This is a genomic window from Endobacterium cereale (assembly GCF_009617585.1).
In the GTDB taxonomy this organism is placed as follows: domain Bacteria; phylum Pseudomonadota; class Alphaproteobacteria; order Rhizobiales; family Rhizobiaceae; genus Neorhizobium; species Neorhizobium cereale.
In genome coordinates this window covers 124,257-148,878 of sequence record NZ_WIXI01000040.1, presented here as the reverse complement: position 1 = coordinate 148,878, position 24,622 = coordinate 124,257, and the positions used below count along the sequence as shown (strand labels likewise).

General features: G+C 59.0%; 28 protein-coding genes and 1 pseudogene. 20 read left to right on the top strand and 9 right to left on the bottom strand.

From position 1 onward, the window contains the following. Nucleotides 1–73 precede the first annotated feature (73 nt). Complete coding sequence (locus GAO09_RS09875) at nt 74–937, top strand: helix-turn-helix domain-containing protein (protein WP_153353834.1); 864 nt, start codon at nt 74–76, stop codon at nt 935–937. 151 nt (nt 938–1,088) lie between these two features. Beyond that, a complete protein-coding gene (locus tag GAO09_RS09870; RefSeq protein ID WP_153353833.1) occupies nt 1,089–1,616 on the top strand; it encodes a DUF992 domain-containing protein in 528 nt (175 codons plus the stop codon). Nucleotides 1,617–1,736: 120 nt separating this feature from the next. On the opposite strand, the gene GAO09_RS09865 is transcribed toward GAO09_RS09870, so the two are convergent. The 3 genes from GAO09_RS09865 to GAO09_RS30000 form a co-directional block, all read right to left on the bottom strand. Further along, on the bottom strand, nt 1,737–2,144 hold the full coding sequence (locus GAO09_RS09865; protein ID WP_153353832.1) for a TIGR02588 family protein: 408 nt from the start codon (nt 2,142–2,144) through the stop codon (nt 1,737–1,739). 14 nt (nt 2,145–2,158) lie between these two features. After that, on the bottom strand, nt 2,159–3,037 hold the full coding sequence (locus GAO09_RS09860; protein WP_153353831.1) for a TIGR02587 family membrane protein: 879 nt from the start codon (nt 3,035–3,037) through the stop codon (nt 2,159–2,161). Between the two features lie 79 nt (nt 3,038–3,116). Continuing rightward, entirely contained in the window at nt 3,117–3,254 is a 138-nt protein-coding gene (locus GAO09_RS30000) for a hypothetical protein (protein WP_235938023.1), read from the bottom strand. Between the two features lie 9 nt (nt 3,255–3,263). Between GAO09_RS30000 and GAO09_RS09850 the strand changes: the two genes are divergently transcribed. The 14 genes and pseudogenes from GAO09_RS09850 (at nt 3,264) to GAO09_RS09790 (ending at nt 16,310) form a co-directional block, all read left to right on the top strand. Further along, complete coding sequence (locus GAO09_RS09850) at nt 3,264–3,659, top strand: hypothetical protein (RefSeq protein ID WP_235938022.1); 396 nt, start codon at nt 3,264–3,266, stop codon at nt 3,657–3,659. Nucleotides 3,660–3,858: 199 nt separating this feature from the next. Continuing rightward, a complete protein-coding gene (locus GAO09_RS09845) occupies nt 3,859–5,211 on the top strand; it encodes an ABC transporter permease subunit (protein WP_209018674.1) in 1,353 nt (450 codons plus the stop codon). A gap of 9 nt (nt 5,212–5,220) precedes the next feature. Then, nucleotides 5,221–5,802 (top strand): annotated as a pseudogene (locus GAO09_RS30345) (ATP-binding cassette domain-containing protein); the annotation flags it as partial. A 90-nt stretch (nt 5,803–5,892) separates the two neighbouring features. After that, nucleotides 5,893–6,105 (top strand): ABC transporter ATP-binding protein, encoded by a 213-nt coding sequence (locus tag GAO09_RS30340; protein ID WP_338015060.1) that lies wholly within the window; start codon nt 5,893–5,895, stop codon nt 6,103–6,105. Beyond that, nucleotides 6,105–6,929 carry an ABC transporter ATP-binding protein gene (locus GAO09_RS09835; protein WP_153353830.1) on the top strand — a complete coding sequence of 275 codons (825 nt, stop codon included), beginning with the start codon at nt 6,105–6,107 and terminating at the stop codon, nt 6,927–6,929. Before GAO09_RS30340 ends, GAO09_RS09835 begins: the two co-directional genes overlap by 1 nt. 16 nt (nt 6,930–6,945) lie before the next feature. Further along, the gene (locus GAO09_RS09830) at nt 6,946–7,965 is read left to right on the top strand and encodes an Ldh family oxidoreductase (protein WP_153353829.1); all 1,020 of its coding nucleotides are present in this window, start codon (nt 6,946–6,948) and stop codon (nt 7,963–7,965) included. Between the two features lie 20 nt (nt 7,966–7,985). Beyond that, nucleotides 7,986–9,020, top strand: coding sequence for a trans-3-hydroxy-L-proline dehydratase (locus GAO09_RS09825; protein ID WP_153353828.1), 1,035 nt, complete (start codon nt 7,986–7,988; stop codon nt 9,018–9,020). A gap of 247 nt (nt 9,021–9,267) precedes the next feature. After that, the gene (locus GAO09_RS09820) at nt 9,268–10,872 is read left to right on the top strand and encodes an ABC transporter substrate-binding protein (RefSeq protein ID WP_235938019.1); all 1,605 of its coding nucleotides are present in this window, start codon (nt 9,268–9,270) and stop codon (nt 10,870–10,872) included. Between the two features lie 77 nt (nt 10,873–10,949). Further along, nucleotides 10,950–11,966 carry an ABC transporter permease gene (locus GAO09_RS09815; protein WP_153353827.1) on the top strand — a complete coding sequence of 339 codons (1,017 nt, stop codon included), beginning with the start codon at nt 10,950–10,952 and terminating at the stop codon, nt 11,964–11,966. Between the two features lie 35 nt (nt 11,967–12,001). Continuing rightward, nucleotides 12,002–12,871, top strand: a complete 870-nt coding sequence (locus GAO09_RS09810) for an ABC transporter permease (RefSeq protein ID WP_153353908.1) — start codon at nt 12,002–12,004, stop codon at nt 12,869–12,871. Between the two features lie 13 nt (nt 12,872–12,884). Next, the gene (locus tag GAO09_RS09805) at nt 12,885–13,745 is read left to right on the top strand and encodes an ABC transporter ATP-binding protein (protein ID WP_153353826.1); all 861 of its coding nucleotides are present in this window, start codon (nt 12,885–12,887) and stop codon (nt 13,743–13,745) included. Continuing rightward, the gene (locus GAO09_RS09800; RefSeq protein WP_153353825.1) at nt 13,742–14,500 is read left to right on the top strand and encodes an ABC transporter ATP-binding protein; all 759 of its coding nucleotides are present in this window, start codon (nt 13,742–13,744) and stop codon (nt 14,498–14,500) included. Before GAO09_RS09805 ends, GAO09_RS09800 begins: the two co-directional genes overlap by 4 nt. Before the next feature lie 23 nt (nt 14,501–14,523). Then, complete coding sequence (locus GAO09_RS09795) at nt 14,524–15,255, top strand: FadR/GntR family transcriptional regulator (RefSeq protein ID WP_153353824.1); 732 nt, start codon at nt 14,524–14,526, stop codon at nt 15,253–15,255. Next, on the top strand, nt 15,255–16,310 hold the full coding sequence (locus GAO09_RS09790; RefSeq protein ID WP_153353823.1) for a dienelactone hydrolase family protein: 1,056 nt from the start codon (nt 15,255–15,257) through the stop codon (nt 16,308–16,310). Before GAO09_RS09795 ends, GAO09_RS09790 begins: the two co-directional genes overlap by 1 nt. Nucleotides 16,311–16,352: 42 nt before the next feature. Here GAO09_RS09790 and GAO09_RS09785 read toward each other — a convergent pair whose 3' ends face one another. Then, nucleotides 16,353–17,501, bottom strand: a complete 1,149-nt coding sequence (locus tag GAO09_RS09785) for a mandelate racemase family protein (RefSeq protein ID WP_324185250.1) — start codon at nt 17,499–17,501, stop codon at nt 16,353–16,355. A 249-nt stretch (nt 17,502–17,750) separates the two neighbouring features. On the opposite strand from GAO09_RS09785, the gene GAO09_RS09780 reads away from it, so the two are divergent. Together GAO09_RS09780 and kdgD are read left to right on the top strand one after the other, a co-directional pair. Further along, nucleotides 17,751–18,491 carry a FadR/GntR family transcriptional regulator gene (locus GAO09_RS09780; protein ID WP_153353821.1) on the top strand — a complete coding sequence of 247 codons (741 nt, stop codon included), beginning with the start codon at nt 17,751–17,753 and terminating at the stop codon, nt 18,489–18,491. A gap of 88 nt (nt 18,492–18,579) precedes the next feature. Then, nucleotides 18,580–19,512: a 5-dehydro-4-deoxyglucarate dehydratase gene (kdgD, locus tag GAO09_RS09775; protein ID WP_153353907.1), complete on the top strand. Its 933-nt coding sequence runs from the start codon at nt 18,580–18,582 to the stop codon at nt 19,510–19,512. A gap of 77 nt (nt 19,513–19,589) precedes the next feature. Here kdgD and GAO09_RS09770 read toward each other — a convergent pair whose 3' ends face one another. From GAO09_RS09770 to GAO09_RS09755, 4 genes are all read right to left on the bottom strand, one after another. Further along, nucleotides 19,590–20,000, bottom strand: a complete 411-nt coding sequence (locus tag GAO09_RS09770) for a (R)-mandelonitrile lyase (RefSeq protein ID WP_153353820.1) — start codon at nt 19,998–20,000, stop codon at nt 19,590–19,592. Nucleotides 20,001–20,042: 42 nt separating this feature from the next. After that, nucleotides 20,043–20,564, bottom strand: a complete 522-nt coding sequence (locus GAO09_RS09765) for a GNAT family N-acetyltransferase (protein ID WP_153353819.1) — start codon at nt 20,562–20,564, stop codon at nt 20,043–20,045. Between the two features lie 78 nt (nt 20,565–20,642). Further along, nucleotides 20,643–21,305 (bottom strand): PAQR family membrane homeostasis protein TrhA, encoded by a 663-nt coding sequence (gene trhA, locus GAO09_RS09760; protein ID WP_153353906.1) that lies wholly within the window; start codon nt 21,303–21,305, stop codon nt 20,643–20,645. A gap of 172 nt (nt 21,306–21,477) precedes the next feature. Further along, nucleotides 21,478–21,888, bottom strand: coding sequence for a universal stress protein (locus GAO09_RS09755; protein ID WP_153353818.1), 411 nt, complete (start codon nt 21,886–21,888; stop codon nt 21,478–21,480). Nucleotides 21,889–22,053: 165 nt separating this feature from the next. On the opposite strand from GAO09_RS09755, the gene GAO09_RS09750 reads away from it, so the two are divergent. Both GAO09_RS09750 and GAO09_RS09745 read left to right on the top strand, forming a co-directional pair. Beyond that, entirely contained in the window at nt 22,054–22,917 is an 864-nt protein-coding gene (locus tag GAO09_RS09750; RefSeq protein ID WP_153353817.1) for a VOC family protein, read from the top strand. Between the two features lie 78 nt (nt 22,918–22,995). Next, a complete protein-coding gene (locus GAO09_RS09745) occupies nt 22,996–24,144 on the top strand; it encodes an AI-2E family transporter (RefSeq protein ID WP_153353816.1) in 1,149 nt (382 codons plus the stop codon). Nucleotides 24,145–24,152: 8 nt separating this feature from the next. Here GAO09_RS09745 and GAO09_RS09740 read toward each other — a convergent pair whose 3' ends face one another. Then, the gene (locus GAO09_RS09740; protein WP_235938018.1) at nt 24,153–24,554 is read right to left on the bottom strand and encodes a DUF930 domain-containing protein; all 402 of its coding nucleotides are present in this window, start codon (nt 24,552–24,554) and stop codon (nt 24,153–24,155) included. Nucleotides 24,555–24,622: the final 68 nt, after the last annotated feature.

The following is a 24,622-nucleotide window of genomic DNA, read 5'->3' as shown; positions in this document are numbered from 1 at the left end:
TGACAGTTCGATCCACAATGGACATTTGAGACACGTTCCTGCACAAATCGAACATTGCTTCAGGAGGACATCGATGTCGCGCGTCATCCCGACATTCGATCTATATGGTGAAGATCGTGCACACGAGCCTGATTTCAGGCTCCACTGCGAAACGATCGCCTCACGTAGCAGCGCCTACCATTGGGAAATCGACCTGCATCGACACGAGCATTTCATGCAGTTTCTCTACATATGGCACGGGTCGGGAGACGCCATTCTGGATGGCAGAACCACCACACTTGCGACGCCCTGCGTGATCTTCGTGCCGCCCGGCCCTGTCCACGGGTTCCGCTTTTCACGTGACATCGCCGGCCTCGTGATCACCGCCACAACAGCGCAGCGCCCCGACACGGCCGGGCGTGATGCGCGCGTCATCCCGCTCGAGACGGGTTCATCGGACGCCGACTATCTGCACCAGACCTTTCACCGGATAGCGGACGAATATGACGCCGCACGCCCGGGACGAACGGACATTCTCGACGCCTATCTTTCCATTGTTACAGCGCTCATTCATCGGTCCGATGCCGTGACGAAGAATTCAACCGTCATCGATGACGCCGAACGCCACGTCATGGCGTTGAACGAATTAATCGGCCGCCATTTTCGCCAGCAGATGACTGTGACCGAATATGCCGCAAGCCTCAGCCTTTCGCCAACGCATCTCAATCGCACCGTCCGCAAGGTAACCGGCATGACGGCGCACGAACTGATCATCGGCCGCACGATCGACGAGGCCAAACGGGCCCTCGCCCTGACCGGCGCCAGCATTCAGCACATTTCCGAAAACCTCGGCTTTTCGGATGCGACGTATTTTTCGCGTTGTTTTCGTCAGCATACCGGCATGTCTCCCCGCGACTATCGCAAAAATCAGCGGATGCAGGCGACTAACGAACTGTGATAATCGCATAGATTGTTAACCTTTTTTCTCCCGTCGCCCCGAAAATGCCATCGCCATGGATCGAATTGGCATCGGATTCGTTAACCGATCGCCAGTTCACCTCATGACCGGAATGAAGGTGGCGGTAACAGGGATTATTAAGGAGACTGACATGAAGAAGATTATTGCCTTGGCACTGGCCGCCACACCGGTCCTGACGAGCGCTGGCGCTGTTTACGCCGCCGACGTGGCACGCGCCGAGCGTCCGGTCGTCATGCAAGAAGGCGCGCGCAATGGCGTGAAGATCGGCTATCTCGATTGCAATATCGGCGGCGGCGCCGGTTACATTCTCGGCTCTGCCAAGGAAGTGGATTGCGTGTTCAAGTCGACCATCGACGGCGAACCGCTTGATCATTATTCCGGTGCGATCCGCAAGCTGGGCGTTGATATCGGCTTTACGACACGCAGCCGCCTGATCTGGGCCGTTCTTGCCCCGACCGCGGGTTATCACCACGGCTCGCTCGGCGGCATCTATCAGGGTGCTACCGCTGAAGTGACGGCCGGTGCCGGTGTCGGCGCCAACATTCTGGTCGGCGGCACAACCGGCTCGATCCACCTTCAGACCGTCAGCTTCACAGGCCAGCTCGGCCTGAACATCGCGGCAACGGGCACGTCCATGACTCTGGCTTCTGTAAACTGACGCCAAGCCCTCGGCAATTGATTGATCAGGCGGCGCAGCCCGGAATGGCTGCGCCGCCTGTTTTTGCATTCTGCGGCTCCAGAAAGCCGCGCATGTTTATCGCTATGTGTGGATTAGGGACTATGGTTCGGTATATCCCGACGGCCTGACACGCAGATCGCGGCCTGCCGGATCAGTGCTGAACAGCAAGGCGCCTCGCGACTTCGACTGGGCGGGAACATAATCGAACGTCACCTCCGCCGTTTCGACGGCAGCGGTTGCGTCGATGATTTCGCCCATGACAGTCACGCCTGCTGCCGTAACCGGAGCCGAATTGACGATGTCGAACTCCACGCGAAATGTGCTGCCGCTCTTTCGAACCTGCGTGATTGTCGTAGATAGCTGAGGCGGCTCGTCATTGGCGGTGATCGCCTGCCAGGCAATCCAGCCGATCATGGCTCCAACCAGGGCGCATGATGATATGCCGCTGATCCATTCGATCCAGTGAGGATCGCTGCTTTCGGTATGGCGCGCTTTTGATGCGGACATCCCTGCACTCCGTTTCACAGAATAAGCCGGGCCGCTGCTGCACCGATGGATGCCGGCAATGCCAAGACGATGGTGGTCATGAGGATCTGCGTCCACGCCGTATCATCCAGCCGACCGAACACCCACAGGACATAAAGACTGATCAGAATTGCGACCACATAACCGGGCATGGTGAAGCGAACGAAAGCGTGCCATTGCGGCGTGTCCGGCGAAAGCTCATGGCCGCCGCGAAATGCCAGGGCATAGACAAACCCGTGCATGAGCGTAATCGACACAAAGATGGTGATCAGCGTGTGCCACTGCGTCATCTTGTAGGAAATCAGAATGATCTCCTCGGTCGGCGCCACGTTCAGACTTAGAAAAAGCGCACCGACCGCCATCATGAAAAGTTCGGTCGGATAACTGGTCGTCACTTGGTCTCCGGCATTTTCCCCGTCATCATCCGGCTCATCTTCTTCACTGCCCTTTTCAGCGCCAAGCTGACTGCGTCCGAGCATCGCGCCGATCGAGGCGGGTATGGCCTGTATGGCGATTTTGCCGACCCATTCATCCGCCGGCATGGCAAGCTTGAGAATGCCAAGCAGAACGAGAAGCGCAGCGCTCGCCAGAATACCGATGGCATAGGCGATAATCGCATCGCGCAGCGCTTCACGCCATGTGAAGGTACGCTCGAAGCCCATGCGCTGCGCCAACACGAACAGCAGCGGTATTGTCGCGATTGCAGAAATCAGCAGACGGATCGGTGCGATGGTGAAACCGAGCGCCCATAATTCCATGGTCATCATCATCGGGAGCCCAAAAATCAGGGCCCCGGCCCCGCCGCGCAGCAGGCCAGCTAGAAACCGGTTGCGCTCCTCTCGCCAATCCTCTGCAGAAGCAGCTTTTTCCGACATGTGCCCGACCCGATTGCTGTCGGGATAAAATAGCGTTCCCACACGTGTGGGCAACCGTCTCCAGCGTACCGAGCGGCGGTCAATCCAGCTTGATGCTGAGACCCGTGCGCATCTGGTCGAGCAAAACTGCAATTTTTTCCTTCAGTTCCGGGGTGCCCAGGCTCGCCGGATAAGAAATCGCCACGCCAAAAATTTCCAGCGTTTCAGGGTCGCGCATGGCGACCCCTTGCGAGGACACTCCCTCGACAATCTCGTTGGATGCATAGGAACGACCGGTGGCACGCACCTTGCCGATGCGTTCCTTCAACTCCGCATGATCTACGCCGATCCGGATAACGTTGCCTTCGCGGCCTATCACTCGTCGCGCAACGGCCAGTGGCAGAACCCGGTCTACAAGAACGAGGAAGTCGACAAGCTGATCGAGGCGGCTCGCGTCGAAACCGACGAGACCAAGCGCGCCGAGCTTTACAAGAAGTTCCAGGAGCTTGTTATCGATGATGCACCGGATATCTTTGGCGTGCTCGAAAAACGTAAGCTCGGTTTCGGTGCAAACGTGAAGAACTTTGTCTTCACCCCGGTTGCTGCCAACGCCATCGAGTTGTTGCCGCTGTCGCTCGATTGATAGGGACGATCGCAGGGAGACAAGTCCCCTCCCAACCCTCCCCACAAGGGGGAGGGCTTAACCCAGCCGCCCCGCCGAGTCACAATTGAGGCGAAGCGGATACCGCAGGTTTTCTCGCCCCTTGTGGGGTAGATGGCGGCAGCCAGAGGGGGACTTTTTCTATGCGATCGCCCAAAATTACTGACCACCGGAAGCGCCCATGATCCTTTACACCTTGCGACGCCTCGTCCTTTTGATCCTGATGCTGATCGGGCTGACGATGATCGTTTTCACCATCGCCCGCCTTCTTCCCGGTGATCCGGAGGCGCTTGCCGCCGGTCCCAATGCCACACCCGACGTGATCGAGAGCGTGCGCCAAGAATTCGGCCTCGATAAATCGCTGCCCCTGCAATACTGGGATTACGTGACGGGACTGGTTCAGGGTGACTGGGGCGTGTCCATCTTCACCCGCCGCTCGGTGTTCGAAGACATCATGACATTTCTGCCGGCAACGCTGGAACTGGTGGCATCAGCCATGCTGATCGCCATCGTGCTCGGCATTCCGCTCGGGCTTGCTGCCGCCGTCTATCGCAATGGTCTTGTCGATTACCTGACCCGCACCGTGGCGCTTGGCGGCATCGCCATGCCGCGTTTTTTTCTCGGCCTGTTGCTGCAGCTGATGTTCGTCTCCTGGCTCGACATTCTGCCGCTTTCCGGCCGGTTTCCGCTGATCGAAATCCCGCCGGAAGGCCCGACAGGCTTTTATACAATCGACTCCATTCTCGCCGGTGACTGGTATTCCCTGACGATCGCCTTGCAGCACCTCGCTCTGCCCGCCTTTGCCATGTCACTTTCCCCCTTGGCGACCATCATGCGCATGATGCGTGCTTCGACGATCGAAGTGCTGCAACAGGATTTTGTCATGACCGAACGGGCGCTCGGCATTTCCAACACAAAAATCCTGTTCAAATACGTGCTGAAAAACGCCGTGACCTCGACCCTGACGGTGATTGGCCTCTACGTTTCCTGGCTGCTCGGCGGCACGGTTCTGGTCGAGACGGTGTTCGACTGGCCGGGCCTCGGCCTTTCTGCCACGCAGGCGATCCTTTCCCAGGATTTTATGCCGGTCGCGGCAGCGCTTGGCACCGGCGTCACCAACATGATCATCGCCATCGCCATAACATGGTGGCCCGCCTATGCCCGCCTTGTGCGCGGCGAGGTGATCGGCAAGAAGGAAGAGCAGTTCATCACCGCCGCAAAAGCACTCGGTGCCGGCTGGCCGCGTATCCTCGGCCGCCACATCCTGCCCAACATCATGTCACCGATCATCGTCAAGGCTTCGCTCGACATGGGTTTTGCCGTCCTGACCGTCGCCTCGCTCGGTTTCGTCGGCATCGGCGTCAAGGCACCGACGCCGGAATGGGGCACGCTGCTGTCCGTCGCCCGTGCCGACATGCCGGATTACTGGTGGACGGCGGTCTTTCCGGGATGCGCCATCTTCCTGGCGGTGCTTGCCTTCAACCTCCTTGGCGACGGTCTGCGCGACGTCATGGACCCCAAGGCGCGGCGGTGAGGTGAAGACATGACATTGCTCGACATCAAGAACCTCAACCTCTCCATGCGCAGCTTTGAGGGCGAAACGCAGATCCTGCACGGCATCGACCTCAAGGTCGAACGCGGCGAGATCTGGGGCATGGTCTGCGAAACCGGCTCCGGCAAATCGCTGACCGGCCTTTCCGTTTCGCGGCTTATCCCACCGGCAACCGGGCGCTACCTTGCGGGCTCGATCGCGTTCCAAGGCCGCGACGTTCTGAAAGCCAATTAGAAGGAAATGCGCACGCTGCGTGGCCGCAAGATCGGCATGATCTTTCAGGACCCGACAACCAACCTCAACCCGGTCTTCCGCATCGGCACGCAGCTGGTCGATGTGGCGCTGCATGCCGGCCATGCCGACCCGACCGTGCTGGGCCTCGAACCCGGCGCATCCTCGCGCGACCTGAAAAAGGCGGCAAGGCGCGTTTCGGTCGAAATGCTCGACAAGGTCGGCATCGCGAAGGCAGCGGAGCGCATCAATGATTACCCGCACCAGTTTTCCGGCGGCATGAAACAACGCGTGCTGATTGCCATGGCGATGATCGGCAAACCGGACCTGCTGATCGCCGATGAGCCGACCACGGCGCTCGACGTTTCGGTTCAGGCGCAGATCCTGAAACTCATCCACGAACTGGTGGCTGAGCGAAACATCGGCGTGCTGATGATCACCCACAATCTCGGCGTCGTGGCGCAGATCTGCTCCCATGTCGCGGTCATGTATCGCGGCCGCATTCTGGAAAGCGGACCGGTCACGGACGTGCTGAAGACACCAAGCCACGTCTATACGCAGGCGCTCCTCAATTCCATTCCGACAGCCCATACCAAACGCGGCGAATTGCGCGGCCTTGGCGGCGTCATGCCGGAGGTGCAATAATGCTTGAGATCAACAACGTTTCGAAAATTTTCCCGGGCCAGCGCAAGGGCCTGTTCGGCGATACCGAAGGTTTTCGAGCGCTCGACGATGTCAGCCTGCGGGTCGCCAAGGGCAAGAGTTTTGGCCTTGGCGGCGAGAGCGGCTCCGGCAAGACGACGCTGACACGCTGCATCCTGCGGCTGGAAACACTGACATCCGGCAATATCCTTTATGAAGGCGCCGACATCGGCAAACTGACATCGACCGAGATGCGCCGCCTGCGCGCCCGCCTGCAGATCGTCTTTCAGGACCCTTACGCCTCGCTCGATCCGCGCATGACGATCCACGACATCATCGCCGAACCGCTGGTCATCCATCGCGATATCGTCCCCATGACTGCGCGCCAGCGCACCGAGCGTGTCTTGGAACTGCTGCTGCAGGTCGGCCTGCGGGAAGAGCACCTATTCCGCTATCCGCACGAGTTTTCCGGCGGCCAGCGCCAGCGTATCGGCATTGCGCGTGCGCTTGCTGCCAAGCCCGAATTTCTCATCCTCGACGAACCGACATCGGCGCTCGACGTTTCGGTTCAGGCCGATGTTCTCAACCTTCTGCACAGGCTTCAGGAAGAACTCGGCCTCACCTATTTCTTCATCAGCCACGATCTCGGCGTCATTCGCTACATTTGCGATGAAGTCGCTGTGATCTATCGCGGAAAGCTGGTTGAAAGCGGCCCGGTTGAAGATATCTTCGAGCGACCGACAAATGAATACACGCGCATGCTGCTCGACGCGATGCCGGATCCCGATCCGGATCGTTCCCCGCTCAGGCAGGTGGTATCAGCATAGAGATTTTGGAGTTCGCATGACCGACGCCGCCGCCGTTCACCTTGCCTATGCCGATCTGGTTTCATTGCTTGAGCGGATCTTTGTTCGCCATGGCGTATCGGACCACAACGCAAAAATCCTCGCGAAAAACTGTGCAGGGTGCGAACGCGACGGCTCCCTCAGCCACGGCATTTTTCGCATGGCGGGTTATGTTTCGTCGCTCGACAGCGGCTGGGTCGATGGCAAGGCTGTTCCGGAAGTGGAAGATGTCGGTCCGGCCTTTGTGCGTGTCGATGCCAAGGGCGGTTTTACGCAACCGGCTTTTTTCGCCGCACGTCCGCTGTTGATCGAAAAGGTCAAGGCGAACGGTGTCGCGGTTCTCGCCATCCGTCGTTCCCACCATTTCAGCGCGCTGTGGCCAGATGTCGAACCTTTTGCCGAAGACGGTTTTGTTGCGCTCAGCGTCGTCAACAGCATGGCCTGCGTCGTGCCGCATGGCGGCAAAAAAGCGGTGTTCGGCACCAATCCGGTCGCCTTCGCCTCACCGCGTGCCGGTGCAGCACCCTTCGTATTCGATCAGGCATCGTCTGCCATCGCGCATGGCGACGTGCAGATCGCCGCACGCGCGGGGCATGATCTTAAACCCGGCATGGGTGTCGATCGCGATGGTCAGCCAACCAATGATCCGAAGGAAATTCTGGATGGTGGCGCGCTTCTGCCGTTTGGCGGGCACAAGGGCAACTCCATCGCGCTGATGGTGGAAATTCTCAGCGCCGCGCTGACCGGCGGCTATTTCTCCGGCGAGTTCGACTGGAGTGGCCACAAGGGTGCGCAGACGCCGTTTACCGGCCAGTTTTTCATCGTCATCGATCCGGCTCGTGGCGGAAACGACGTGTTTGCCGAACGTGTCGCCGGTATTTGCGACCTTGTGCTGGAGGCGGGACAGGAACGTCTGCCAGGCGATCGCAGGCATGTGATCCGTGCGAAGGCGGAGAAGGATGGTATTCCTCTTTCTGCCGAAAGCTACGGAAAACTGAAGGCGCTGGCTGCAGGCTGATTTTCGCGGGAGGAACCGGCATGCGAACATCCAAAATCATCCATGTCGTCAGTTGCCACGCGGAAGGCGAAGTGGGTGACGTCATCGTCGGTGGCGTTCTGCCACCGCCCGGAGATACGCTCTGGGAACAGTCGCGTTTCATCGCCAAGGACGAGACACTGCGCAATTTCGTGCTGAACGAGCCGCGCGGTGGCGTTTTTCGCCACGTCAACCTGCTGGTGCCACCCAAGAATCCGAAGGCGCAAATGGGCTGGATCATCATGGAGCCGGCTGATACGCCGCCCATGTCGGGCTCCAATTCCATCTGTGTGTCAACCGTTTTGCTCGACAGCGGCATCATTCCAATGAGCGAGCCGGTCACGAAAATGACGCTGGAAGCGCCGGGCGGCCTGGTGGATGTGACCGCCGAATGCCGCAACGGCAAGGCTGAGCGGATCACGGTGCGCAACGTACCGTCCTTTGCCGACAAGCTCGGCGTGTCACTGGAAGTTGCCGGGTTCGGAACCCTGACCGTCGATACGGCCTATGGCGGCGACAGTTTCGTTATCGTGGACGCCAAGGCGCTCGGCTTTGACGTCAAGCCCGACGAAGCGCGTGAAATCGCCGAAGCCGGCGTCAGGATCACCAATGCCGCGAACGAACAGCTGGGCTTCACTCATCCTGAAAACGCCGGCTGGGACCATATCTCCTTCTGCCAGATCGCCGCTCCCCTGACCCGCGAAGACGGCGTCCTGACCGGCGTCAACGCCGTCGTCATCCAGCCGGGCAAAATCGACCGCTCACCGACAGGCACCGGATGTTCCGCCCGAATGGCGGTGATGCATGCACGGGGCGAAATGGCGCTGGGTGAGACCTATATTGGCCGTTCTATCATCGGTTCGGAATTTCGCTGCAGCATCGATGCAACGACAAGGGTTGGCGAACGCGACGCCATCTATCCGCTGATTTCCGGCCGGGCATGGATTACCGGCACGCATCAATTGATGCTTGATCCGTCCGACCCTTGGCCGGGTGGGTACCGCCTGTCCGACACATGGCCGAAGATTTCGGGCTGACGACCGATTTAGGGCTTTGGAATGCATGAACGGAGCATGATCCGCGGCCGTCCAGAGCGGCTACGGCTTTCCGCACACCTTCTGGCTCCGGCATTTGCGCCGAAATCGCCCGGTAACGCGCTACCCGACAATTGAAACATCATGATGTATTTTCAATTGTCGTTGACATCTGTCGTAGGACATCATATCTCTTAATCCGGTTTTACTGCCTTGGAGGAGGCAGTCGTGATTGGGAGGATCTATGACGATGAAACCATCCGCAAAATTGCTCGGCGCCGCTCTTTTTGCCTCGACCCTGCTTTCTCAGCCCGTTTACGCCGAAACCCCACCGACCATGCTGGTCGTCGGCTTTTCGATGAACAACATCCTGACACTGGACCCGGCCGCGATTACCGGCAAGGAGACCGTGCAGGTTCTCGCCAACATATATGACAACCTCGTTTCGCTGAACCCGGTCGACCGTGCCAAGGTCGATCCGCAGCTTGCCGAAAGCTGGACGATCGCCGACGATAACGGCTCGATCACCTTCAAGCTGCGCGAGGGCGCCAAGTTCGCCTCCGGCAACCCGGTGACGTCGGAAGATGTCGTCTGGTCGTTGAAGCGGCTGATGAAGCTGAACCTTGCGCAGGCTTCGTTCCTGAAAACACACGGTTTTACTGCGGCAAACGCGGATGCCAGCTTTACGGCTCCCGATGCACAGACGATTGTCGTCACCCTGCCGAAAAAACTCGATCCGCAGATCATCGTGCAGACGCTCGGCATTGTCGGCCCCGGCTCCATTCTCGACATGAAGACCGTGATGGAGCACGACAAGAACGGCGATCAGGGCGCCGCATGGCTTACCAACAAGTCCGCCGGCTCCGGCCCGTTCACGCTCGGCCAGTGGGCCTCGAACGAGCGCGTCATCCTTGATCAGAACCCGGAATACTGGGGCGAAAAGCCGGCGATGAAGCGCATCATGATGCGACATCTGGCAGAATCCCAGAGCCAGCGCCTGATGCTGGAAAAGGGCGATATCGACATCGCCTTCTCCATGTCGGCAGCCGACCTGAAGGCTTTGGAAAAAGACGAAAACGTCGAGATCCAGACCAATGGTGGTAGCGGCTTCTATTATCTCGCCGTCTCGATGAAGGACGAAAAATTCCAGAACCCTAAGGTTCGTGAGGCGCTGCGTTACCTCATCGACTATCAGGGCCTGAACGATAGCGTGCTGCCCTATTTCGGCAGACTGCGCGACCGACCGATCGCCAGCGGCATCTTTGGCTCGCTGCCCAATGCCGGCTACAAGCTGGATGTGGAAAAGGCAAAAAAACTGCTGGCTGAGGGCGGTTTCCCGAACGGCTTTTCGACCACGCTTCGCGCCATTTCCGATGTGCCGTTCATGAGCGCTGCCACGGCAATCCAGGCAACGCTTGCTCAGGGCGGCATCAAGGCCGAAATCATCACCGGCACGGGCGACCAGATTTATGGCGCGATGCGCGAGCGCAAGTATGAACTGCTGGTCGGTCGCGGCGGCGGCGGTCAGCTGCCGCATCCCGATAGCAACCTGCGCGCGACGGTCTACAATCCTGACAATGCCGATGCGGCTAAGCTGACCAATTTCCAGGGCTGGCGCACGTCCTTCTATGACGAGAAGATCAACAAGATGATCGACGATGCCCTCATCGAGGGCAACAAGGACAAGCAGATTACGGATTACGAGGCGATCCAGACCTATTACGCCGACATGGTCCCTGCCTTGCAGCCATTCTCCGAAGTCGTCGACAGCGTTGGCTTCCGCGCCGACATCAAGGGCCTGCAGCTGAACCCGTCGTGGTCCACACAGCTGCGCACGGTCACCAAAGAGCGGTAATTCCGCCCACGCCGCGGCGCGGCAAGATCGTCATGTTTCTCAGCGCCGCGGCCTCCGACACCATATGAGGAGGCTCCATGAAGTCCGAGAGTTTCACCGCCTTTGGGCGGCAGGCCGGAACGATATTCGTCACCCTTGTCGGCCTGCTGATCCTGACATTCTGTATCGGGCGCATGATGCCGGTCGACCCCGTTCGCGCCATCATCGGCGAGGAAGCGGATCAGGCGACCTATCAAATGGTGGCTGAGCGCATCGGCGCCAACCTGCCGATCTACCAGCAGTTTTTCCGTTATGTATCGGATCTTCTGCATGGCGATTTCGGCACTTCGATCCGCACGGGCCAACCTGTCATCAACGACATCCTGCATGTGATGCCGGCGACGATTGAGCTGGCCACATTCGCCATCCTGTTCGGTGCAGGTCTCGGCATTCCGCTCGGCATTCTGGCGGCCGTCAAGCGCAACAAACCGATCGACCATGTCATCCGTTTCCTGACGCTGATCGGCCATTCCATGCCGATCTTCTGGACTGGCATGATCGGCCTGATCATCTTTTATGCCGTGCTGGATCTGGTCGGCGGTGGCGGCCGCATGTCCGACTTCTATATCGGCCTCGTGCCCGAAACGACCGGTTTCCTTTTGATCGACAGCCTGATCGCCGGCGACTGGGAAGTTTTTTGGGATGCGGTGAACCACCTGCTGCTTCCTGCCAGCATCCTCGGTTATTCGTCGATGGCCTACATCACCCGCATGACCCGCAGTTTCATGCTCGACCAGCTGAACCAGGAATATATCACGACGGCTCGGGTAAAGGGCCTGTCGAAGAACCGCACCATCTGGCACCACGCGTTCGCCAATATCCGCGTGCAGCTGGTGACCATCGTGGCGCTTGCCTATGGCAGCCTTCTCGAAGGCGCGGTGCTGATCGAGACCGTCTTCTCCTGGCCGGGTTTTGGCCAGTATATCACCAACAACATGCTGATCGGCGACATGAACGCGGTCATGACCTGCGTGCTGCTCGTCGGCATCATCTTCATCGCGTTGAACCTTCTCTCCGACGCGCTCTACAAGATTTTTGATCCGAGGACGCGCTAATGGCCACCGAAACGCTCAATGCTCAGGATCACGCGATGCCGACTTTGCTTTCGAACCCGAACTCAGTCTTGCGGCGTCTGCTTGCGGTCATCCGCGAACTGCTCGGCAATCCGTCCTCCGGCTTTGGCCTGATCGTCATCTCGATCCTGCTCCTGACGGCACTCGTCGCGCCGCTTATCGCGCCTTACGATCCGAATGTCGTCAACCTCGGCAATGTTCTGCAGCCGCCGAACGCCGCTCACTGGTTCGGCACGGACGAACTTGGCCGCGACATCATGAGCCGCATAATCTACGGCACCCGCATCAGCCTGACGATCATCACTATCGTTTCGGTCATCGTTGGTCCCGTCGGCCTGCTGGTCGGCACCACCGCCGGTTATTTCGGCGGCTGGTATGATACGGTGATGATGCGCATCACCGACATTTTTCTCTCCTTCCCGAGCCTGATCCTGTCGCTGGCCTTTGTTGCGGCGCTCGGCGCGGGTCTGGAAAACGCCATCATCGCGATTGGCCTCACCGCCTGGCCTCCGATCGCCCGCCTGGCACGCGCCGAAACCCTGACTTTCCGCAATGCGGATTACATCTCCGCGTCGCGCATGCAGGGCGCTTCCTCCTTGCGCATCATCATCAAGTCGATCGTGCCGATGTGCATGCCGTCGGTTCTGGTGCGCATCACGCTTTCCATGGCAACGGTCATCCTCACGGCTGCCGGCCTTGGTTTCCTCGGCCTCGGCGCCCAGCCGCCCCTGCCGGAATGGGGCGCGATGATCGCCACCGGCCGCCGTTACATGCTCGACAACTGGTGGCTTGTCGCCTTCCCCGGCGGCGCCATCCTCATCGTCAGCCTTGCCTTCAACCTTTTGGGCGACGGCCTGCGCGACGCGCTCGACCCGAAACAACACTAAAGGAGCGACAGCGATGGACAACAACCAGCCTCTCCTGAAAGTCGAAAACCTGCAGGTCAGCTATCGCAGCGGCAAAAAAAGCTACAACAATGTGGTCAAGGGCGTGTCCTTCGATCTCGGCCGAGAACGGCTGGGTATTGTCGGCGAGTCCGGCTCCGGCAAATCCACAATCGGCCGCGCTCTGCTGAAACTGTTGCCGACGGCAAAGATCGAAGCTGACCGCATGGATTTCAGCGGCACCGATCTTCTCGCTGCCAGCGAAAGGCAGATGCTGGACATTCGCGGCCGGCGCATTTCGATGATCCTGCAGGACCCGAAATTTTCGCTCAACCCGGTCCATCCGGTCGGCGCCCAGATCGCCGAGGCGTATCGCGTTCACTACAGCGCCTCGGCTCAGGTCGCGAAGCAGAAGACGCTCGACATGCTGGAAGCGGTGCAGATCCGCGATCCCGAACGGGTTTACGGCCTTTATCCGCACGAGGTTTCCGGCGGCATGGGCCAGCGCATCATGATCGCCATGATGCTGATCCCCGAGCCGCAGATTATCATCGCCGACGAGCCGACTTCGGCGCTCGATGTGACCGTGCGCATGCAGGTGCTCAACATTTTGAACGAACTTGTCACAAACAAGGGGATCGGCCTGATCATGATCAGCCACGATCTCAATCTGGTGCGCAATTTCTGTGATCGCGTGCTCGTCATGCGCCATGGCGAAGTGGTGGAGGAACGCGCCGCCCGCGACATGAAGAATTGCACCCATCCCTATACAAAGGGCCTGCTGGCGGCGCAGCCGCATATTGGTGGCAGCCGCCAGCCCCTGCCCGTTCTCAACCGCCAGCCGCAGGCACTCTCACCGCAGGAGACGAGCGTATGACCGCGATTGAAGTCAACCAGGTCTCCATCAGTCTCGGCCATGGCCCCGCCAAGCGACGCATTCTCGGCGACGTCTGTTTTTCGGTCGCGCCCGGCGAATCCTTTGGGCTCGTCGGCGAATCCGGCTCGGGCAAATCCACCATCCTGCGCTGTATCGCCCGCCTGCTGAATTCCTGGGAAGGCGATGTTAAGCTGGAAGGCACTTCCGTCAACGACATGCCATTTGCCGATTATTGCCGCGCCGTGCAGATGGTGTTTCAGGACCCCTATGGTTCGCTGCATCCGCGCCAGTCCATCCGCACGGCGCTTCAGGAACCGCTGCGCATTCACCGCATGGACAGGCAGGTGGAGCGGATGGAAAAGGCGCTAATCGATGTCGGCCTGAACCCGGACTTCCTGTCGCGCTACCCGCACGAACTTTCGGGCGGCCAGCGCCAGCGTGTGGCGATCGCCCGCGCCCTCATCCTCGAGCCGCGCATCCTGCTGCTCGACGAGCCGACATCGGCGCTTGACGTTTCGGTGCAGGCGGAAGTGCTGAACCTGCTTGCCGATCTGCGGGCAAAGCGTAACCTCACCTATCTGTTCGTCAGCCATGATCTTGCGGTTATCGATCATATGTGCGAGCGGCTGGCAGTCATGCAGCACGGCCGGATCGTCGAGGTGATGAGCCGGGACGTGCTGGCAACCGGCGCGGCAAAAGACCCTTATGCCCGCGAACTCATTCAGGCCAGCCTCGAATACGATCAGGCGGTTTGACCATTCAATCGGAGGCTCTTGCGATGAGTGCTGATGTTTCGCCAACCATGTTTGCCCGCCGGGAAAGCCTGAGCACTCAGGTCGTGCGCGTTCTTTCAGAGCGCATCAAGCAGGATGAATATCCACGCGGCTCCAAGCTGCCGACCGAAAAGGCGCTGATGGAAGAACTCGGCGTCAGCCGCACCGTCGTGCGAGAGGCCGTCGCCAATCTGCGCGCCAGCGGCCTTGTCTCCATCCAGCACGGTATCGGCGTTTTTGTTCGTGACGATGCAGGCGTTACGCCATTCCGGCTTGGTGATGCCGACCTGATGCAGGCCGGCAACATGATCAAGGGGCTGGAACTGCGCATCGGCATAGAATCCGAGGCGGCGGCGCTGGCTGCCGAGCGCCGCAACGCTGCAGACCTGAAGGCCATGAAAGCCGCCTGCGACACGATGGAAGACGCAGTTCAGCACGCGACACGCAACACACTGGCGGATTTCGAGTTTCACTGTGCGGTGGCAGCGGCCAGCCATAACGAGCATTTTTCCGGCATCTTCAACTATTTGGGCGAAACCCTGATGCCGCGCATGCGCCGCACCACCCATGCGGTCGACGACAAGACACTGTCCACTCTGCTTGCTCGCGTGAACAAGGAGCATCTGGCTATTCTTACGGCCATCGAGGCAGGTGATGCCGATGGCGCGAGAGCAGCGATGCGCGCGCATCTGATCGCCAGCAAGGACAGAACGCTCGCAAAGATGCGGCAGGACTGATGATTGATGCGGAGAACATGTGCGGCATCAGCCGACGTCTTCGCGATCGCAATCATTTCGTCTGGAATTTTGATCCCGAAGCGCAGGATTTTCAGGCCTGGAGATCGAAAACCCGCGAGAAGGTCCGTCTGGCACTGGGTGTCGATGAGGTGCCGCCGCCAATCTCCGCCATCGTTTCGGAATGGTCAGACGACGACATCCTTGGCCAAGAGTTGCGCTTGGGCTTTTCGAATGGCGAAACCACCCTTGCCTATCTGCTGCGCCCGAAGACCGCGGCCCCTGCGCCAGCTGTCCTTCTTCTACACGACCACGGCTCGTTCTTTTCGATAGGCAAGGAAAAGCTTAGCAACCGATCGGACGAGAATCCAGAACTGCGAGCTGATATCGACCTGTGGGTTAACAAGCTCTATGGCGGTCGGTTTATCGGCAACGAACTCGTTCGACGTGGCTATACCGTGCTCTGCGCCGACGCGCTCGGCTGGGGCAGCCGCAGGGGCAATGGTTACGAAACGCAACAGGCGCTGGCCGCCAACCTGATGCAGTTCGGCGTTTCCTACGCCTCGGTCATTCTTTCGGAAGATCTGGAAGCACTGGCATTTCTGAGAAATCTGCCGGGCGTGGACAAAACCCGGATCGCCAGCCTCGGTTATTCGATGGGTGGCTTACGCGCCTGGCAACTAGCAGCGCTGTCCGATGACATCGCGGCCTGCGTCTCCGGCGGCTGGATGGGAACGCTGCAAGGTTTGATGCAGCCAGGCAACAACCAGTTGCGCGGCCAATCCGCATTTACGATGCTGCACCCGCAGATCGCGGGGAAGCTGGATTATCCGCATTTCGCCGGCCTTGCGGCACCGAAACCGGCGTTGATCTTTACCGGATCGGAAGATCGGCATTTTCCCCAGCCTGTCGCCGAAGAGGCCTTTCAGCAGCTTCACGGCATCTGGGGTGCGGCCGAGGCACCGGAGCAACTTGAAACCTGCATCTGCCCGGGCGGCCACAATTTTTCGCAAAAACAGCAGGATCACGCCTTCGACTGGCTCGACCGCAATCTCTGAAAATACCCGGCCCTCACAGGCCGGGTATTTGCTTAGAGCAGATCAGCCGACGATATTCGCGTTGATGAAGTCGAAATTGATGTCTTCGCCCAGACCCGGCTTGTCGGAGATGTGAACGAAACCGTCCTCATCCATCGGGTCGACAAGTTCGTTCAGGTACTCGAAACCGTCATCATATTCGAGGAAGGGATGCAGCAGGCCGCGCTCGTACCATTTGGCGTTCTTCACGCAGGCGGCGACGATCAGGTTCGGCGCACCATTGCCGTGGATTTCGCAGTTCATGCCAAAAGATTCGGCCAGATGCATGCACTTCATCGCCGGACTGATGCCGCCGACATCGTGGACGCCGGTGCGAAGAATGTCGCAGGCCTTGGAGGTGATCCATTCGGCACGGTTGAAATGTTTGCCATGCGCGCTTTCCGGCCCGACGACCGGGATATCGAGATTTTCCGCAAGCCAGGCATAGGAGGCTGAGCTCTGCTCGTCCATCGGCTCTTCGATCCAAGCAAAATCGAGCTTTTCAAGGCCGCGGCCAAGTTCAAGCGCTTCCGTGCGGGTGTACCAGTGGAAAGCATCGATCATCAGATGGATATCCGGACCGACAGCCTCGCGCACCGCGGCGCAGGCCTTCAGGTCCATCTTGACATCAGGCGCCCAGGAAACCGGCGGCATCCATGTGTGCAGCTTGATGCCCTTGTAGCCGCGCTTGACCAGTTTTTCGGCAAAACGGCCGTAATCCTCCGGCGTCGCCAGACCGTTTTCCAGCTCGTCACCGCACATGATCGAGCCATAGGCCGGCATTTTTTCGCGGTAGCTTCCGATCAGCTTGTGAACCGGCATGTTGAGCTTGCGGCCAGCCAGATCCCAAAGCGCGCAATCGACAATCGCCAGTGTGCGGTCGGTCAACTGCATGGCGCTGCCGCGCTGCCAATGCGCCAGATCCTGCCACAGACGTTCACGCGCAAACGGATCTTCGCCGATCAGCACTTTCTTGACGAATTTTTCGATCACATGCGGACGCACGACTTCCGGCGCCGCAAAACAATACCCCTCCGTGCCGTCATCGGCGACGATGGTCAGGATCGCCAGGTTGACCTTGTGCGGCGGGCCGGGATGGGCGTGGCCGGCCGTATCCTGATGGCGCTGCGTCGTATGGGAAAACACTCGCACATTGACGTCTACAATCTTCACGATTTCCTCCTCTTCAGCGTCAGCCGATACGCCACGCTCTTGCTGTCTTTCGCCTCGCATTTCCGCACCATTGGGTCAGAAATGCGCTCACTCCGGCGATTGGGCCTAATGTCATCATACATCAGACGTCGTGTCATAGTATAGTTATCATCAACAAGGTCAACGGATTTCTCTTTTCATCCTTGACAACAAGCAGAGGCATTCGGTCATTAAGTCACTGAAATGATGGCAACCGGAAAGCGGTGAACCTTGTCGACATCCGATGACACCACGGGGAAAGCCCCTGCCCGCAAGGGTCGTAACCTCGTTGAGACGGTTGGCCGGCGCATACGTGATGCTATCACCGGCGGCGAATTGAAGCCCGGCGACAAGTTGCCGACCGAAAGCGGGATGACGGAACAGCACCAGGTCAGCCGAACGGTCATCCGCGAAGCAATTGCCTCCCTGCGCGCTGACGGCCTCGTCGAAGTGCGCCATGGCGTGGGCGTTTTCGTCCTTCCCGCGCAGGAAGGGCTGCTGCAGAACGGACTGCGCAATGTCGATGCCGGCCGCGTGTCCTCCATCATTGAAATGCTTGAGGTTCGCGCCGCGATCGAGATCGAATCCGCCGGACTGGCTGCGCTGCGCTCGTCCCCGGCGCAGCAGGAAACCATCTTCGAATGTCTCGAAGCCATCGAGAAGCAGATAACGGCAGGAAATCCGACGGTCGAAAGCGATCGCGCCTTCCACTTTGCCATTGCCGATTCCACCAACAATCCGCGTTTTCGGGAATTGCTGGAGGCAATCGGCAAGCAGATGATTCCGCGCTCACTGCTGAGCGACAGCGACACCTCACCCTCGCCCGCAGACTACATGGCACAGATCCAGAAAGAACATGCCGCCATTGCCCGCGCCATTGCCGGCGGCGATGATTCGGCGGCGCGGGATGCGATGCGCACCCACCTCAAAGGCAGCCAGCAGCGTTACAGGTCGCTGATCCGCCGTCTATGACCACCGGAAATATATTATCTCAATTGACAGTCATAATATCTCTTGTTAGCTTCTGCGCAATCGCAAGCAATAGAGGTGCGCAATGTCGATGGATCCGCAAGAACTGAAGAAGGCGCTCGGCGCCGGCCTTCTCTCCTTCCCTGTCACGCCGTTCGGACAGGACGGCCTGTTCAACCGCGCAGCCTATGAAAAACACGTAGGCTGGTTGGCCGGTTTTGACGCCACCGTTCTGTTTGCGGCCGGCGGCACCGGTGAATTCTTCAATCTTGAGCCTTCGGAAATCCCGGAAATCATCGAGGCTGCCAAGGCATCCGCCGGCTCGACGCCGATCGTTGCGGGCTGCGGTTACGGCACGCGCATCGCCGTTTCCATCGCCAAGGCCGCCGAAAAGGCTGGTGCAGACGGCATTCTCCTGCTGCCGCATTACCTGATGGATGCCAGCCAAGAAGGTCTTTACCAGCACATCAAGACGGTTTGCCAGTCCGTCGGCATCGGCGTCATGGTCTATAACCGCGACAATTCCATTCTGACGGCGGAAACGCTGGCGCGCCTCTGCGACGCCTGCCCGAACCTTGTCGGCTTCAAGGATGGCTCCGGCGATATCGGCCTTGTGCGCAAGATCACCGCCAAGATGGGCGATCGCCTGACCTATCTCGGCGGCATGCCGACAGCCGAACTGTTTGCCGATGCCTATCTCGGCGCCGGCGTGACGACCTATTCTTCGGCCGTCTTCAACTTCGTGCCCGGCCTTGCCCAGGATTTCTACAGGGCGCTGCGCGCCGGCGACACCGCCACCACCAACAAGATCCTGATCGACTTCTTCTATCCGTTCATGGAGATCCGCAACCGCCAGAAGGGTTATGCGGTTTCCGCCATCAAGGCCGGCGTGCGCCTGATGGGCTTTGATGTGGGCCCGGTTCGCGCACCGCTGACCGATCTGACAGCCGAAGAAGTGAAGATGATGGAAGAGCTGTGCGAGCCTTACCGCAATGCCGCGCCAAAACTGCAGGCGGCCGAATAACCTTCATTCGACACCCGAAACAACAAAGGCCGGCAGCGATGCCGGCCTTTTTGCTTGGGTATCGGGACCTGACGGTATCAATCGTTTTTGATTTCGCCGCCATATTGCTCGTGTGAGACCTTTTCCATCCAGTCGGCAGTACGACCATCCAACTCTTCCTGAATGGCAATATGCGTCATTGCGGTATCCGGCCCCGCGCCATGCCAATGCTTTTCGCCTGCCGGAAACCACACAACATCGCCGGAACGCACACGTCGGATCGGCCCGTCCCATGTCTGCACCAGACCGGCGCCCGAGGTGATGACGAGCGTCTGCCCGAGCGGATGCGTGTGCCAGGCGGTCCGCGCGCCCGGCTCGAAGGTGACACTGATGATCCGGCTCCGCCCCGGCACCTCAGCGGCGTTCAAGGGATCTTGCCGAACGTGACCCGTGAAATAATCGGAGGACGGCGTGACCGAAGCGCGTGCTTCGCTATGAGTGATCTTCATCAAATGCTCCTTTGGCGGCCTGAAAGCTCTAGAGACGAGGGGTCAACCGTTCTCGCCTACACGCAGTTCCATGCAGGTGAGATCCAGCCAACGGCCGAACTTGGTGCCGACCTCAAGAAATGTGCCGGTGGTGCGGAAGCCGAGCTTTTCATGAAGCCGGATGGATGCTTCGTTCTTCGCTTCGATACAGGCGACCATGACATGGATAGGGCCTGCCTCTGCCCGTTCGATCAGCGCTTGCATCAAAAGCCCGCCGAGACCGTGCCCACGTGCATTCTTGTGAACATAGACGGAATGCTCAACCGTGTGGCGAAACCCTTCGAAGGCGCGCCAGTCTCCATAGGACGCGTAACCTGAAAGCCTGCCATCGACCTCGGCGACGAGAATGGGGAAACCCCGCGCCATGCGGGCGGCAAACCAGTCTTGCCGATTGGCGAGATCAACCACATTGTCGTTCCAGATCGCCGTCGTGTTTAATACGGCGTCGTTATAGATATCCATGATGTCGGCAAGATCGGCTTCGGTGGCGTCGCGAACGGTGGTCGCGGACTGGGCATTGGGCATGGCTGGCATCCGTCAAAAGAGTATGCCGCCATGTAAGAGAGGTGGTGCGCGTCTGTCCAGCGAGATACGCTTGGGTTGTCACGCGCCGGAAAGGCTGAAACAGGTCATCACCGCGGAATAATGCACGGCGGCCGCGGCAATGACGAAGGCATGCCAGATGGCGCGCTGAAAACGCAGCCGTTCCCAGACGTGAAAGATCACCCCGAGAGAATAGATCAGCCCGCCCACCACGATCAGCCAGACGGTGACCGACGGCAGGTACTCCGAGATCGGCCCGGCGACCATGACGCCGCTCCAGCCCATGGCGAGATAAAGCAATATCGCCAATCGGTCATAACGGCCGGGAAACAGACATTTCAATACAATGCCGCCGATCGCCACAAGCCAGATGGCGCCCAGCATGACGGCAATCATCGGCTCATGCGCGCCGCGCTCGAGGAAAGGTGTGTAGGTGGCTGCGATCAGCACAAAGATCGCCGAATGATCGAAACGCCTTAATATCCATTTGGTCCGTGATGTCGGCCAGATATTGTAGGTGAACGAAACGGCGATGCACAACACAAGGCCAAGTCCGTAAATCCATGCGGCTGCAAGCTCACCATAACTCGACCAGAGCGTAGCGTAAAAGATCAGCGCGGTTACGCCGATCAGCGCGAAAACCAGACCGACACCGTGAACGATACCGTCGGCGACAATTTCAGCGAAGTCGTGCGCACGGCCAAAGTCGAAAAGATCGCTCATCGGTCTCGCAAACGCGCCGCCGATCTGTCCGGTTTCAGCCTTCTCCAAATGCCTGATCATGGTCGCTCCGAGTATTTGCACATAAGAATGAACAAGCCCGCGCCGCAGGGCAATGGCATCAGCCAGCCTTAGGCATCACATTGCGTTGCGCACTGAAAGACAAGCGGCACCTTCAGCGGTCTATCAACACGGAACAGCGCGCGTGTCGCACGATACGGTCGGCCGTCGCACCGATGAAATAGTTGGAAACATCCGGAACGTGCGAAGCAATCAGGATCAGATCGGCTTGGTTCTGCTCTGCAGATGCGAGGATTTCACGCGCAGCCGCACCCTGTCGGATCTCGACATGCGCGTTGACACCAAGGCGCTCGCACAGAGCCGTCAGTGTTTCATCGGCCGCCTTTCGTGCAGCAACAGCCAGATCGATCGGTTCGGAAACTGCAATATAGGCCGGTACGTCCTCGACCGCATTAACCAGAATGAGCGCGCCGCCCGGGGCAACCATACGCATCGCTCGGCGCAGGATGCGCTCGCCCTTGTCCATTTGAACGGTGTCGATGGCGACGATAATCTTCTCGTACATGGCCTTCCCCGAAACGCCGGGCTGGCTTCGAAAGCTAAATGTCCGCGGCGATTGTCAACAATCAGCGAACGTTTAATCGCCAATAACTTACCTATCGTGAATGCCGGAAAACAAACATAAGCCATGCAGACGACGTGGCAGAACGCCACAGAGAGAGGATCTACCATGAGCAATGCAGCTTCGCCCTTTGCGTTGACCCGACCGGCCCATGTCAATCAGGCCCATCTCGTGGTGGCCGATCTGGAAACGGTATCCGCCTTCTATCGCAGCATCATCGGCCTCAAGTCGCTCGAGCACTCGGCAAGTGGCGAGATTCTGGGCGTCAACGATGTCCCGCTTGTGACGATCACAACCCGTGGCGATGTGACACGCGCACCGCGTACGGCGGCCGGCCTATTCCACACCGCCTTTCTGGTGCCTGATCGCGCCGCCCTTGCGGCCTGGCTCGCACATGCCGCTCATGCCGGAGTGCGGCTCGACGGCGCATCTGACCATCTTGTCAGTGAAGCCATCTATCTGTCTGATCCGGAAGGGAATGGCATCGAGATTTATCGTGATCGTCAACCCGACGAATGGACGATGTTTCCGGATGGGACGGTTCAGATGGCGACGGAAGGGCTCGACCTTCAATCGCTCTACGACAGTGCGGCCAAGGGTTCCTGGGAAGGCATGCAGGACGGAACGGCGATCGGACATATACACCTTCAGGTCGGCGACGTGCCGCAGGCGGACGCCTTCTATCGTGACGTTCTTGGCCTGAAGGTCATGGCGCGTTATCCCGGAGCAAGCTTCTTTGCCACCGGTGGCTACCACCATCATATCGCTGCCAACATCTGGAACAGCCGGGGGGCCGGCATTCGCGGTGACGCCATGACCGGCCTCGCCGATTATTCACTGCATTTCAACGACAAGGCGGCATTGGATCAGGCTGTTACCGCGCTGGAGAGACAAGAAATTTCCACCACGAGAACGGCAAGCGGAATTGCGTTCAAGGATCCGTGGGGCATCGGCCTGAAATTGACAGCCTAGACTACCTGTCTGTTCCTCACATTCAAGGAACCGGAGGGCCGTTTCCGCGTTGACGGGCGTCAAGGGAAACGGTGGAACATGGTCGCGCTCAACATACGCAACAACAAATACAAAAAGCTGAAATCAGAACCTGCAATCCTGCGCGCCGACAACCTGCCGGAAGATGGGACGGATCCGACTGCGCCCCTTGGGCGTGAGGCACTCGACGTGGCTACCTCCTGGGCCATCATCGGGATATTTATGATCATCGGCTTTGCCATCGTCAATCACATGTCGCTCATCCTGATTCCGTTGACGCTTGCCGTGGTGGTTGGCATGATCCTGGGCCTTGCCGCGGAACGGCTAGGGCGGGCCGGCGTGCCGCGTTTCGGCATCGCACTGATCCTCTCCTCGTCGGTTGCTGCGGTGCTGTTCCTGCTGGCAAATGCGCTTGCCGAGCCGATCGCAACACTGGTCAATGAAGGACCAAATTTCGTCGAACGAACGGTCGACCGGCTGATGCCGTTTCTGGAAAGTCAGCACTGGCTCAAGATCAGCCCTGCCAGTTTCGAGTCCGGCCCGATGTCGATGCAGTCGCTGATCGATAATAGCGGTAATATTCTGGGCATCGTTACCTCTAACCTGACACCAGCCATTGTTCAGGGATTGATCTTCTTCGCCGCCCTCCTGCTGTTCCTGCTCGGCCGCCTGCGCCTGCGCCGAACCATCATCCTGGCGTTCCCTCGTCGTCGGCAGAGGCTCGTTGCGATCCGTGTCATCAATTCGATCGAAGAGGTGCTGGGTTATTATTTTGCCACTGCAACGATGATCTATGCCGGGCTCGGTGTTTCCATGACGTTGATTGCCTATGCCGGCGGACTGGCGGCGCCCGTGCTTTGGGGCGTATTTGCCTTCGTATCCAGTTTCGTGCCGTTTCTCGGCATTACACTGATGACGTTTGCAGTGGCCGTGGCAGGCATCATAACCCACGATTCGCTGGTCCTAGCGTTAGCGCCGGCAGCGGTATTTTTTGCAATTCATCTCGTGGTGGAAAATCTGGTTTTCCCCGCCGTCATGGGTCGCCAGTGGGAAATCAATCCCTTCGTTGTCTTCGTGGCCATCCTGTTCTGGACATGGATGTGGGGAGCAGTCGGAGCAATGCTTGCCTTGCCGCTCTCCCTTATACTGGTAACGATAATTTCCGAACTTTTCCCGGAACGCAAGACCGTTCCCCGCCTTCCCGACTGAGCGCGCGATCAGTCATAGAGGTACAGACGATCCCATTCACTGCGTGGGATCTTGTCACCGATCTTGTAGTCAAACGAAACGATGTCGAGGCCTTCTGAACCGGTTCTGCATTTGAATTTGAGCTTGTACCAGTCACCGGCGCTGCGGAAGACCGCGCCGGGCGCGCGAATGTCGTTGCCCTGCTCGACGATATCGGCGCGACTATAGGCAATAACCTTATCCGGCTGGAAGCCTCCATCGGCTTTGGCAATCTGCGACATGGCTTCGATATCGCATCGCTGTTCACGCCGTTCCTGCGGATCGAGCTTATTCAACTGCCGGGCGATGTTGCTGTCGATGGCATGGGCAGGAGCTGCTGCGATGGCGCTGGTGGCGACAACGGCGGCCACGAGGGAAACTGCAAGCTTCAAAGACATTCCTATTTATCTGACTCGAACGGCCCGAAACTATTGGACACGTCGTAAATTGACCACCTATC